This window comes from Tateyamaria sp. syn59 (genome assembly GCF_007995245.1).
Taxonomy (GTDB): domain Bacteria; phylum Pseudomonadota; class Alphaproteobacteria; order Rhodobacterales; family Rhodobacteraceae; genus Tateyamaria.
Map to the genome: position 1 here is coordinate 23,784 of NZ_VCBA01000016.1, position 13,708 is coordinate 37,491.

General features: G+C 58.7%; 6 protein-coding genes. 2 read left to right on the forward strand and 4 right to left on the reverse strand.

All coding sequences use genetic code 11. From position 1 onward, the window contains the following. Nucleotides 1-108: 108 nt before the first annotated feature. Nucleotides 109-4,737 carry an ExeM/NucH family extracellular endonuclease gene (locus tag FD715_RS19905; protein ID WP_147114177.1) on the reverse strand — a complete coding sequence of 1,543 codons (4,629 nt, stop codon included), beginning with the start codon at nucleotides 4,735-4,737 and terminating at the stop codon, nucleotides 109-111. A 335-nt stretch (nucleotides 4,738-5,072) separates the two neighbouring features. On the opposite strand from FD715_RS19905, the gene FD715_RS19910 reads away from it, so the two are divergent. Beyond that, nucleotides 5,073-5,756 carry a fumarylacetoacetate hydrolase family protein gene (locus tag FD715_RS19910; protein WP_147114179.1) on the forward strand — a complete coding sequence of 228 codons (684 nt, stop codon included), beginning with the start codon at nucleotides 5,073-5,075 and terminating at the stop codon, nucleotides 5,754-5,756. 250 nt (nucleotides 5,757-6,006) lie between these two features. Continuing rightward, complete coding sequence (locus tag FD715_RS19915) at nucleotides 6,007-6,945, forward strand: NAD(P)/FAD-dependent oxidoreductase (RefSeq protein WP_147114182.1); 939 nt, start codon at nucleotides 6,007-6,009, stop codon at nucleotides 6,943-6,945. Nucleotides 6,946-7,252: 307 nt separating this feature from the next. On the opposite strand, the gene FD715_RS22590 is transcribed toward FD715_RS19915, so the two are convergent. From FD715_RS22590 to FD715_RS19925, 3 genes are all read right to left on the reverse strand, one after another. Continuing rightward, nucleotides 7,253-7,651 (reverse strand): hypothetical protein, encoded by a 399-nt coding sequence (locus FD715_RS22590; RefSeq protein ID WP_189799569.1) that lies wholly within the window; start codon nucleotides 7,649-7,651, stop codon nucleotides 7,253-7,255. 95 nt (nucleotides 7,652-7,746) lie between these two features. Continuing rightward, a complete protein-coding gene (locus FD715_RS19920) occupies nucleotides 7,747-11,352 on the reverse strand; it encodes a M10 family metallopeptidase C-terminal domain-containing protein (protein ID WP_223274994.1) in 3,606 nt (1,201 codons plus the stop codon). Between the two features lie 799 nt (nucleotides 11,353-12,151). Next, a complete protein-coding gene (locus tag FD715_RS19925) occupies nucleotides 12,152-13,657 on the reverse strand; it encodes an aldehyde dehydrogenase (NADP(+)) (protein WP_147114186.1) in 1,506 nt (501 codons plus the stop codon). Between the last annotated feature and the right edge of the window lie 51 nt (nucleotides 13,658-13,708).

Sequence of the window (13,708 nt, forward strand, 5' to 3'; positions counted from 1 at the left end):
GCTTTGCGACGGTACCGTTTTGGTTGACGTCTAGGACCGCAAGGTCATCAGAAGCGAAGCCCCGGGCGCACCTGTTTGTAGGCGCGCCCAAAGGGCAGTTTCTTTTCTCTACGAAAGAACGCTGTCGTTCACACCGGTATCGATGCCGATGATCAGCGGATCGTGGTCAGATGACGCGAATTGGCTTGGCTCGTAGAAGTTGGAGTTGTTGAAGGCCGAGTTGTAGCTCAGCAGATCCGGCTCATCTGCGTTGATATGCCATTCCGACGCGCCCGTTATCAGGCCCGCCATGCCACCCGAGGCGATTGCATGGTCAAGCGCACCGCGCTGGCCATCAAATACAAAGCTATAGGCTTCATCCTGACCAATGAACTGATCTATCAGATCAACAAGACCGGGATCGTCCGTCAAGGTCTGCACCGGGTCTTCCTTCGCATAGGCATTCAAATCACCCATGATGATGAAGTTGTCGACGCCCGTGCCCATATAGCCGTTCTCGATCCAGGCCTGCACTTCAGCCGCCGCGTCTGCACGCACCTGATTCCAGAACGCCTGACCATCGCCCTGATCATAGTTTGGGTCATTGATCAGCGCGTCGATATCGGCCTGGTTGATGTCGGTGCCGCCATTGTCGAGATAGTCTTGCGCGGCCTCCACCAGATCAGTCAGACCGCTTGGCCCCTTGGACTTGAAGTGGTTTGAGACGATGGTGAACGTCTCGCCCGTTTCGTTGTCTTCAAAGGTGGCCGCCACGGCCGGGCGGTTCCGCTGGAAGTCACCGACGCGATCATCTTCGGGCACCACCGCATTCAGCACTTCGGCCAGAGCAAAGGTTGTCGCCGCTGACGCCTCCTCAAAGACGAGGAATTCAGAATGGGTAACGGTCACCGCGTTCGCATCATAGATGATGCCCGTTGTGATCGCATCGGTGCCGATGAAACCTGCATCTGCCGTCGGATCAACAAAAGCATAGGCTGCGCCGGAACCGGACATCGCCGCATCCTCGTTCAAGGCGTCCACCAGTGCGTCGATGGCAGAGCCTTCTGCAAATCCTCCATTCTCGATTTCCTGAAGCGCAAAAATCTCGGCACCCGTTCCTGTGATGGCTTCGACCAGCTTGTCGGTCTGCCGTTCCAGATCATCGGCCGAGGATGCGCCGCGCGGATCAAGGCCGCCCGGACCCGAGGTGCCCTCGCCACGCAGCGTCGTGAAGTAATTGAGGACATTGATCGAGGCGACCTGAATGTCGCCACCCACATCGGGCGCGTCTTCTTCGCGCGCGCCGGAATTCGTTTCCTCGTCCACGTTTAACTGACCATCAACCAGCATCCGGTACTCGCCGAAACCAAAGGTCATGACCCCAGTGGTCGGTCCATCAATCTCGGCCCCCAGTCGCAGGGTGGGACCCTCGGCGGTGAACGTATCGCCCGCATCCAGATACCCGTTGCCGTTGTCGCCATCGGTGGTGTTCGGAATGTAAACAAACTCGTCGGGGTTCTGCTCTGACACGCCATCGTCGATGATCAGACGGTTGTTCAGGTTGGCTTCGATCAGCGCCTGCACCTCTTCCTGTTCGGTTTGGGCGTCGAACAATTGTGTCGCCTGTGTCTGAATGCCCGCCGACACCGTGATTTCACCAAAGCGGTCGAGATTGAAGTTTTCGATGACGGTGATGTTTTCGCCCTCGATACCGCTGTCGAGGGTAAAGCGCATGCCCTCAACGGCTTCGAAATTCTGCTCTGTACCACTCAGCAGCACGGTCGCCGCCGTCGGCAACGGGTTGCCCGACGACACCACGCGAACAAAATCCTGGCTGAGCTGGGTTTGGCCGAACCTTTCCTCGACCACGCCGCGGGCGAAAACCAGATCACCAACAGCAGGCTGGTCCACGCCACCCGTAAAGACAAAGATACCTTCCGAGGTCAGCGCATTGCCATCGCTGTCACTGTCCTGCTCTTGCAGGAAGTATCCGTCCGACGTCACGTAGGTCACGACGGCTTCGACGGTGACGACCTGGTCAACCAGTTCGCTGGCGTCACCAGCGCCCTGAATGTCGGAGATCAGTGTGATGTCATCATCATCCAGGATCTCGACCGAGGCGCTGTCTGTGGTGATCTCTCCACCAACCGGGTTCGACAAGGTAACCGTAAAAGTCTCGTCATCTTCGATCACATTGTCGCCGGTGACGGTAAAGGTCACCGTGGCACAGGTCTGACCCGCCGCGAACATGACCGCGCCCGCTGGCAGCATGCCACCGAAATCGTCCGCATCAACGTCACCACCGATGGTAAAGTCCACGCTGCCCGCCTCGGACACATCGCCATCGCGGGTTATGACAAAGCTGTACTCGGTGCTCCCTTCATCGCCTTCCAGCGCATCACCGCTGTTTGTCGAGATGGAATAGGTCGGGGGTTCGGGCTCAGTGGCGCCTCCGGTCCCTTCGATGATCAGGTTCTGGAAGGCAAAAGCCTCTGATCCGCCATCGGTGTCGGCAGTGAACGTCAGGTTCAGGATGGAACCTTCGCCCTCAATCGCACCGCTTAACGTTTGCAAAACGTTCGACAAGACTTCACCGGAACCGGCAACCGTCAGCGGGTCGTCGAGGGTGAACACATCTCCGTCCGCAAGCGTATAGTCTTGCGACGCCGCCTCGTCCGCGACGAAGTCGAACAGCGTCATCTCGGCGCCGCCGTCGATGTTGTATGTGAAGATAAAGCTGTCGGACCCTTCGAAATCACCCATCGCGCCAGCATCAAGTGACAACATCAGATCGCTGAACCCTGAGATGTCGAAAGCCCAGGTCGCCGAAACAGGTCCAGTGGTGTCGCTGTTATCGGTGTCCGTTACGCCAAAGAATGAGGTCGTGTTGGTGGACGCATCGATGATACCCAACGTGTCATTCGCAAAGCCTGCATTGCTGTCATCGACAAGGCTGAACGGGATCGAAGCACTTGTGCCAACCTGAAAAATGCCAAAGCCGTCCCCGAGGCTGGAGAAGGCCGGGGCGTTGTTGGTGAAACTGATAAGGTTCCGGTCAGCATCGCCCGTCAAAGTCGATGCCACCACCTGCGATCCGGAGGGCGCGGCCCCTTCGATCACAAGGTTCTGCATGGCAAACGCTTCGGATCCGCCGTCGGTGCTTGCCGTGAGGGTGACATTCAGGACCGCACCTGTGCCCTCGAGACTGGCGCTCAGCGTTTGCAGGATGTTCGACAGAACCTCGCCCGACCCGGCAACCGTCAACGGGTCGTCCAGGGTTTCGACATCGCCGTTCGCGAGGGTGTAGTCGAGGGACGCATCCTCATCGGGCACAAAATCGAACAGCACGATCTCGGCACCGCCATCAATATTGTAGCTCAGCGTGAAGGTGTCGGAGCCTTCGAAATCACCCATCGCGCCCACGTCGACCGACAGGCTCAGATCCGTTTGACCTGCAATGTCAAAGGACCATTGCGCCTCATAGGCTTCGTCGTTCGGATTGTCGCTGTTGATCGTATCAGTCACACCGAAGAACACATCGGTGTTCGCGCTGGCGTCGATGATGCCGAGGCTATCGCCGGGAAATGACGCCGCGCTGTCATCAACGAGGCTAAACGGAACCGATCCGGCACCGACTTGAAAAAATCCGAACCCGTCCCCCGCGCTCGAGAAGGTGGGCGCCGTGCTTACAAAGCCCAGAAGGCCAAGCGACGCACTGCCCACCATGTCAAACGCAATCGGGCTGGAACCGCCGGTTGCAGGCGCCCGCTGCACCTGGACCTGAAGCTCTTGGCTGGTCGTGTTCACGCCATCTGACACCAGAAGTTCGAGGTCGTAGATGCCGTCGCCACCCTGATCAAGCGGATTGTCGGCGGTCGGCGCGTCGATGAAGCTGATGGCGCCCGTCTGGGCATCAATTGTAAACAGGCTCGCATCAGCGCCGGCCAGGGCAAAGCTGAGCGTATCGCCCTCTACGTCAGAGGCGGCAATGACGGCCTGAAATGTCTCGTTGCCTTCGATCAGGCAGATCTGATCCACGGCCAGCAGGGTCGGCGCGTCATTCTCGCCCTCAATAGTTACTGTAACAGTGGCTGTGACCGTACTGCCCTGATTGTCCGTGACGGTATACGTGAACGTATCGGTCGCGGTTTCGCCCACCTCAAGCATGTCGAAAAGATCGCCCGGGCTGTAAACCACCTGCCCATCGACCAACTCAACCGTCGCACCGGATGCACTGGTACCCGACACGCCATTGATTTCGAGCGTGTCCCCGTCAAACTCCTGGTCGTTCTCCAAAAGCGCTCCGACGCCGATGGTCAGGGTTGTGTTTTCGGCCGTGGTGAATGCGTCATCGCCCGCCAGGACCTCATTGTTTCTGCCGTCCAGAAACAGGGTGTAGTCGTCCGCTTCGAAAAACAGCGCTTCGACGCTGTAGAGCTTGTCGCGGCCTGCGTCTTCGACGTCACCCACGGACTTTACGGTCGTGGGCCCCCACCGACCACCGGTTGAAATGCTGTAATCGTTGATCGAGCCTGAGTACGCGGCTGTGTCGAAGCCAAAGCCGCCAAAGATGCGATCATTGCCCCCGCCACCATGGATCGTGTCATTGCCGAAACCTGCAAAAACCACGTCATTTCCACCACCGGATTTGATGCTGTCATCACCAAAAAACCCAAAGATGTAGTCTCTTTTTTGTGTTCCTGTCAGGGTGTCCGACCCGAACGATCCAAAGATGAAATTTGTAGAAAAGAAGCCCATTGCATATTCCTCAATCAGCAAGACAAGCCGTGCTATGGCACCTCTCTATGACACACGTTTAACGATATATTTGAAAGTCGGGGGACAGCGGAAATCTCCATAAACAACGGAGATCGCCGAGCACAGCATCAAAAAACAGCAAGCCCGCCTGAGCTTCATCGTGGATCGACCGAACAAGGGGATCAGGCCGGGTTTTCGCGGCTCTTGGACCGGCATCCATCAGCGCACGCGCTTGATGGGATTTGACGCGCCACTGCACCTAAGCGCGGGTAGGTCAGATTGATCTCTCCCAGCCCAGCCTTTATGCCAAACGGGTCAGAGCATGGAGCCGCGCAATGTCTGAATACGTAATTCCTGCGCCACCCATTACGTCGATCCCCGTCGCATCAGGCGGGGCTTTCCCGGTACGCCGTGTCTATTGCGTCGGACGGAACTATGCTGCGCATGCCATTGAGATGGGCCATGATCCGGACCGCGAGCCGCCTTTCTTCTTTCAGAAAAACCCCGACAACCTAAACACCACGGGTCGCTTCCCCTACCCGCCCCGCACGTCCGATGTTCACCATGAAGCGGAATTGGCCGTCGCGCTGAAGTCAGGCGGCACAAACATACCGGTCGAACATGCACTAGATCACGTCTACGGCTACGCGTTGTCCTTGGACATGACCCGCCGGGATCTTCAGGGAGAGATGAAAATGGCAGGCCGCCCCTGGGAAATCGGCAAAGCCTTTGAGCACTCGGCGCCCATCGGCCCAATCCACACGGTCACGGATGTTGGTCACCTCGAAGAGGGCGCAATTACCCTCCGTGTGAACGGCGCATTGCGGCAAGAAGGCAACCTCAATCAGCTGATCTGGAAGACACCCGAGATGATCTCCTACCTGTCGGAATATTTCGAATTGGCCGCGGGCGATGTGATCATGACCGGGACGCCATCCGGGGTTGGCCCTGTCAGCCAGGGCGATGTCATGGACGTGGAACTTGCAGCGCTCGGCAAGCTGTCTGTGACCGTCACATAAATTCTCAGAAAGTGACCCAACGACGAAGACGCTGTTCAAGGGAGTAGTAAGGCGTTCTCATGCTCGTTTAGGCCGGCGCCGCAAAAGCCAAAGCTAGCTTGGCCACAGACCTACGCCATCCTCCCGCTTAGTATAGAACATGGACGCACTGATTTACCCGCTGAGGCGATGCCGGTTGGAATTGGATGATGCCTCTTGTAGGGACATGACCGCCCGTCCTGGCAAGCGCCCACTTTAGGAGACATTCGACATGAATAAAACTGATCGGATTGTCGTGATCGGCGCAGGGCTTTCCGGTCTGACAGTGGCGCGCATGTTGGCGGACGACGGTCGTGACGTGGTTGTATGTGACAAGAGCCGTGGCCTTGGCGGACGCATGGCGTCGCGCCGGAAAGATGGATGGCGCTTTGACCACGGTGCCGTCGTGCTGCGCCCGACCGAAGGCATTTTTGCCAACTTTATCACGCAAATCGAAGGCCAGGGGACCGCGGCGTATTGGACAGATGCCAAAGGCTGGACAGGGCTACCGGGGATGAGTGGAAGCGTCAAACCGATTGCCAACGGTCTGACGATCTGCACCCAGGCCGAAATCACGGCATTGGATCGCGGGTCAGACGGGTGGTCCTTGCAAGGACATGCGGAATTCTCGGGGCAGACCTTCGACCAGCTTGTTCTTGCGATACCGCAGCCGCAGGCACACAGGCTTGTGTCGCCATGGCCCAAGGTTCAGGCACAGATCGAGCACGCAAAGATGGCCCCGTGCTGGACGCTTATGGCGGGCTTTGACGCCCCCTTACCCACCGACGTCACCTACATCAACGACTGCGCGGGCCCCATTTCTGTCATCGCGCGAGAGATTGCAAAACCGGGCCGGACCCCACCCGGCGACGCATGGGTCATTCAGGCCAACGCCGAGTGGAGCACCGCACATCTGGAATACGAACGCGCGGAGATCGAGAGCTTGTTGCTGCAAGCGTTCTTCGCCGCGCTCGACTGTCCACCTGTTTCGCCCGTTATCAGCATGGCTCACCGTTGGCGCTATGCTCTGACCTCGCAACCCTTGGGCCAACCCTGTCTGACGGACGAAGCGCTTGGGCTTTCGATCTGCGGAGATTGGTGCCTTGGCGCGACCGCGCAGGACGCGTTCATGAGTGGCCGAAGCCTCGCCGAGACGCTGTTATCCGAATAGTCGTCGTCCGCAGATCGCCAACAATCTGAGAGAGGAATGACCACGGAGAACACAATCAAGTCATTCTTGCCGGGCACCTGGGCGATCTGCCCGCCATCGGAGCCGCCGGGCGCCCTTGGTCCAGCTAAGACGGGTTGCGGCACCTATCAGAGGACGTCACCGCAAGCCTGCACGCTATGGGGATCAGCGCAGAAGACCACGTTGCGATTGTCCTTCCAAACGGTCCCGAAATGGCACTGCCTTTGTCTCGGTTGCTCCGGTCGCGACGACCGCACCGCTTACACGACTTGAACTGCTTAGCACATCCTCAATACATCACAGTATTCAAAGTGACAGAAACGGGTTGCCCAACCTTAACCCCCGCGCTGCCGCGAGCGAGCAACCAGCCGTCTTCACGGCGCAAATGCGCGACAAGCCGCAGTTTCGGCGTCCCGGTCGCGCGTCCTGGCCATGTCAGGGGAAATTCGATCTGCCGAGACTTTCCGTCGCTTTCGATGGTTAGCGCCTCATCGCCTTGCAGCCGCACATTACCACCTTCAGCGTCTTCAATGGTAATTTCAATCCGACCCGCCGGGATGACTTGCCCGCCCGCATAGGTCACGCCGCCGCGCATATCCTCCGCTTGAGCCTGCGCCATCCCCGTAAACACAGCGGCTCCCACGAGGATCCCGATAAACCAGCCGCTGCGATAGGACCAAAACGTCACTTCAGCACCTCCATCATCAAATTTGGCTAATTAGCAATCGTGCAACAACACGGGTCCGGGCCAGAGCGAGTTGAAAGCGCCCCGGCCACGTATCATCAAAGAATGATGAAATTGTCCGCAGACAGGTCCAGACCTTCGCTCAGCTTGGCAAACCTGATTGCGGCGTCTTCGCCGGAACCATCCGCATCATAGAATACGGTGCCAGTCTCCGTGTTGTAGATGATGCGATCCTCACTATCGCGGGCGACCCCAGTCGTGCTGCTGTGGAACGCACCGAAGGACAAAATGCTTTGGCCGATCAGGTCCTCAAAGATCAGGCTATCGAGAAGGATCAGATCCTCATCGGTGTCAAAGTCCATGATCCGATCCACGTTGCCACCCCCCAGCGCGGTGGAGAAGCGGAACATATCCTCTCCCATCCCACCGTTGAGGGCATCGGCGCCCAACCCGCCATCCAACAGATCGCTGCCGCGCCCGCCATAAAGCACGTCTGAACCGGCCTCACCAGGTTCAGCAGGCGCCGGCGGGAATTCGACCGAGACATTGAGCGTGTACGTGGAGCCTTCGGGAACCGCTTCGGTCCAGCCGCCGTCCTCGGAGTCCTCGGTCCAGCTGCCCTGCACGATGTAATAGGTGCCGGTTTCTTGGATGACGTGAACCGCACTTGAATCGCGGATGGAAGTCGAGCCGGGGTCTCCGCCGCCATCGTCATTCTCCGCTACGATATTGCCGTCGCTGTCCAAAAGCCTGATCCAGCTGTCATGCACGGCTGGATCCGCGATGCCGTCCACATCGATTGACAGGACAGTACCAGCGGCCAGGTCGATGCTGTAATAACCGCCCTGGCCGTTGCCCGTGGCTTCCACCGTTGTGTGCAGCACGGTGGTCGAGTCGAAGATATTCGGGTCCTCTTCCAGTGAAAAGTTGTCCGAAATGTCAAATGCGGTCGCAATCGAGTTGTTGTTCGCGTTCGGTCCCAGCGTCGCATAGCCGGTGCCCATGCCCGGCGTTGGCAGCGTGTCGCCTGCATAGGCGAAATCGCCCAGCACGGTGTCATCGCCGTTGCCGCCACGCACCTTATCGTCGCCACCCTGCCCTATCAGGACGTTTGCGGCCTGGCTGCCCTTGACCAGATCGTCGAAACCGGACCCGGACAGGTTTTCGATCGACACGTAAGTGTCCCCTTCGGACATCCCGTGGCGGAGATTGAGCCTGACGCCGCTGCTGGCGTCCGAGTAGTCCGCCGTGTCGCTGCCAGCGCCGCCATCCAGCAGGTCGCTGCCTGCGCCCCCTGTCAGCGTATCGTCGCCTACGCCAGCGGAAAAGCCGTTCATCTGATCGTCACCAATCAGCCAATCATCGAAAAACGAACCTTCCACGTTTTCAAAGCCAACAAGGATGTCGTGCTGAATTGCAGTGCCACGCCCCACGATCTGAACCGGCCCGTCAGCGTCGCCGCCCGTGGCCGTGCCATTGGCCAGATCGACCGTCACACCGCTCGCGCTGGTCCTGTAGACAACCGTATCTATACCTTCGCCGCCGTCCAGATAGTCCTGGCCAGCGCCGCCGATGATCACGTCGTCGCCACCTTCGCCATACAGTATGTCACCATCCCGCCCGCCGTCCAACGTGTCGTTGCCCGCCCGACCATTAAAGACATCTCCGCCGCCCTGGCCGATGAAGTGATTTGCAGCCGATGTCCCGATAAAGCGGTCGATCCGGTCATCCGATCCGATCAGGCCCTCGATGCTGTCGAACGTGTCGCCCGATGCGGTACCGCCGTTGGCAAAATTGGTTTCAAGATTGACGATCAGCTGAAATGGGCTTTCGCGACTGTAGTCGACGGTATCACTGCCCGCGCCACCTCGGAACACATCGACACCGGCCTGGCCGCTGAGCATGTCGTCCCCGTTACCCCCATCGAGCAGGTCATCGCCCTGTCCGCCAAAGATGCTGTCGTTGCCGTCGCCGCCGTAAAGCGCATCGTTGCCGTCATCGCTTTCGGTCTGGTCCTCCAGATCCTCGATGGCTATGGTGTTGTTGATGTCGCGGCTCTCAAGCGAGTCCGTGCCACCGATGATGATGTCATCGCCACCGCGTCCAAAGACGGTGTTGTCACCCGCACCGCCGTCAATCGTTTCATCCGTATCGTCACCTAGAATGATGCTGGTGCGCGTGTTGTCCCCGGGCGCGGGAGGTGTTTCGCCACCTGCCTCAACCAGTTCGGCAAGCGAGCTATCGACGTAGATGATGTTCTCGACATTGGCGATGTTTCCAATCTCAAGGTCTCTCGACATCACGATGACGGTGTCATTGCCGCCACCCATTTCTTCGCGCACCACGTCGTCGAGCGAGTCCACGAAATAGGTGTCGTCACCGTCACCACCGGCCATGCGGTCACCGCCGCCGCGCCCATCCAGCACGTTGTCGCCGTCATTCCCGATCAGAATGTCGTCGTATTGGCTGCCGATCCCGTTCTCGATGTAGTATTCGGTTTCGTCCGCATTGTGTCCGGCAAAGATCGACACGTTGTTGTTGTGGCCGTTGACGCTGGAAAACTGCCCGGCGCGCATGTCGAGGATGGTGCCCGCGATTGAACCGGAAAAATCCATCGTATCGGTCCCGCCGGTGTCGTGGATGACAAAGCCAATGTCGCGCGTCATCCCCGATGAGGTCAGTTCGTAGCCATACTTCGTGCTGTTGAACCCATAGACATCGTCGCCGGTGTTCAGGTTGATCGTCTGATAGGTCCGCACACCGTCTTCATCCACGGTCGAGAAATAGGTGCGGATCACCGCCTCGATATCACCCATCAGCGGGGTAGCAGCAGACCAGCGCGTGTCTTCGCCCACGTCGATCCCATCGAAATAGGACATGACGCTGTATTGCTGCCAGTCATAGGTCCAGGTGGCGTTGTTCAGATAGTTGATCTGCACGCCACCGGGGCCGCTATAGTTGTAAAGACCAGGGTGGTTCAGCCCAAACTCATGCCCGTATTCATGGATGAACGTGTCAAAGACATAGCCGCCGATATCGGTCAGGTTCGGCTCGGTATCATGGAACCGCTGGCCGACACTGATATAGCGGTCAGATGAAAAGGCGCTGCCGTCAAATTGCTCGCCGATTTCTGGGCTGACGACCTGCATCCAGTCCGTGTCTTCGTCATAGGGCGTGTCATCGACGATTTCGAATTCAAGCGGGGTCACCGCCGCCCACATGTCAAGTGCACCCACGGCGGCTTCCAGATAGCCGGGATGGTTGCTCAGCTCGCTTACGTTGATCCGCAGCGGCTCTGCCGCGATCTCTGGCGTCAGGCTGCGCGGCAGCGCGCCCAGATAGTCAAGGTAGGCTTCGTAGTCCTCGCTCTTTCCAAAAGGATTGTCCGGTGTCTGGTCATTGACCCACCAGGCGTCTTCGTTCGTGTCTGTGCTGGCTTGTGAGCTCACCAACAGTTGGTCGGATCCCTCCAACGTGGCGGCATCACGTTCTTCGGAGCTGTTGCCTCTGTTCGTAATTTCAGTGATCTCGCTCGCTTCGACAGGGTCGGCGCCTGTCTCTTCGAGTGCTGCGAGAACTGCCAAGGTCGGTGTCAGGGTCATCGCCTCGGCCAGGACCACTTTCAGACCGGTCTGTTCTCCACCAATCTTGTCAAACGGGGTTTCTTGCTGTGGGCCGTAGCCCAGCTGGCACATCATGCACATGTTAAGACTGTCCTTTCTTTGAGATGCCGATGTCCTCACGTCCGATCATTGGGCAGGACCGATGATGATCAGTGGCTGATGCTGATCGTCCCGGACATGACGGGCATCTTTTTGTTTTTGGGTATGTCAGGGTGTTTGCGGCGACCACGTGACGCCGCGCGTGGTGTTCTTCAGGCACTCCTCTACTGGCAACCGTAGGACACTACGGTCGTTCACGATGAACGGCGCCCGGGTTCATCGGACGTCGAGTTGGCTGGTTTCGGAAAAAGGGTTGGCTAAAAAAGTGACACCTTCATCACGGGTGGATGCGGCGTTTCTTGTGCGTAGAAATTCTACCTATACTTGAACAAGTGAGATCACGCCGTTCAGTTCAACCGGATTTTTTGATGGCAGCAGTATCGGCGAAACTTGGCTTGAAAACCGGTGTTTAGGCGGTGACAGGCTGCCTCTTTCTTAGGCCAAAAGCGCGTCAGAGTGTGACGCGCAACCGCAGACGGCAGGCGAGCCCGGATCTAGCGAGCCGGTTTGGCGTGTTTGTCGCGATATGCAGTTTTGCTTGCCATCTAGCGCTCTCAAACAGCGGACCGCTGTTACAAGCCACGGGTTAAGATGCTAGTGCGACGCTTGCAACAGGCCGTAACACTGCGCGCGGCCTGAGCAGTCAAATACGATGGAAACACTGTTCGCGAGGACAGGCCACACAGGCACCAACGCAGCGGCAATGTCTCCTCGAACGAAGTATAGGCCTCGGATGAAGGCCATCACGTCCGCTTCACCAGAGCGACGCAGCCGCTGTCGTTCAATAGTCCTCTGGCAACAGCGCATCCGGCAGGTTTTGGTAGCAAACCGGGCGCAGAAAGCGGCGGATGGACAAGGTACCGACGGACGTGGCGCCAAAGTTTGTCGATGCGGGATAAGGTCCGCCGTGGACCATGCTGTCGGCCACTTCCACACCCGTGGGAAAGCCATTGACCAGAATGCGGCCCGCTTTCTGTTCGACAATCGGCATGAGCGATCGGGCCTGATCGGTGTCATCCTCGTCCATATGGATCGTGCAGGTCAGTTGGCCCTGGATCGACTTTGCGATCTCTTCCATTTCGGTCTCGTCCGCCGCCTCAACCACGATGCCAAGCGGTCCAAAGACCTCTTCCTGCAGGCTGTGTTGCGCCATCCAATCTCGTGCCGCGACGCGGTAGAGATATGGTTTCGCTTCACGTCCGCTGCTCGCAGTGCCCAAAAGCTCGATGGTTTTGTCGCTACTGGCGACACGCGCCACGCCGTCGCGATAAGCATCGGCGATGCCGTCCGTCAACATGGTCTGCGCCGCGGCATCCCCAAGCGCGGTTTCAGCTGCGGCCGCAAATGCGTCCGCACCGGGCGGCACAACGGCGATACCGGGGTTGGTGCAAAACTGTCCTGCGCCCATTGTGAGCGAAGCGGCCCAGCCCGCGCCGATCTCAGCCCCCCGTGCCTTGACAGCCGCAGGCAGCAGGAACATCGGATTGACCGAACCAAGTTCGCCAAAGAACGGAATGGGGTCAGGGCGCGCTGCGCACAAATCAAACAGCGCGCGCCCACCGCGCAAGGACCCGGTAAAGCCGACGGCGCGGATCCGCGGGTTTTGCACCAACGCGGCCCCTACTGCGATGCCACCGTCATGGACCATCGAAAACACGCCCACCGGCACGTCGCATTTGGCAATCGCAGCATGGATCGCATCGCACACGATCTCGGTTGTACCGGGATGTGCGGGGTGCCCCTTGACCACCACCGGACATCCCGCAGCAAGGGCCGCCGCCGTGTCACCGCCAGCGGTCGAGAAGGCCAGCGGGAAATTCGAAGCACCGAACACCGCAACCGGACCGACTGGTCGCTGGATCATCTTAAGGTCAGGGCGCGGCAAAGGCGCTCTGTCGGGCAGCGCCGGATCATGCCGACGGTCAAGGTAGTCACCCTTCAGGATATGCTCGGCAAACATGCGCAACTGGCCGGTGGTTCGCCCACGCTCGCCTTGCAAACGTGCCTCGGGCAAACCGGTTTCCTGCGCTCCGACTTCGGTTATCGCGTCGGCACGCGCTTCGATCTCATCGGCGATGGTGGTCAGAAACGCGGCCCGACGTGCAGCAGAACTGTAGCCGTAGGACCAAAATGCCTCCGCCGCGCCCTCGCAAGCTTGCTGGACCAGATCGGGCGTACCCGCAAAGAACGACCGCGACGGGCCGTGGGCGGGATCGGACTGAAATGTCTGGCCGCTTTCGACCCAATGACCGGCGATGAGGTTTTTTCCGTGCAGGGTGACGCTCATATTATGTCTTTCTGTGTTCTTGTTTGCGGCATCGCGCAGCGTTCAATGCGC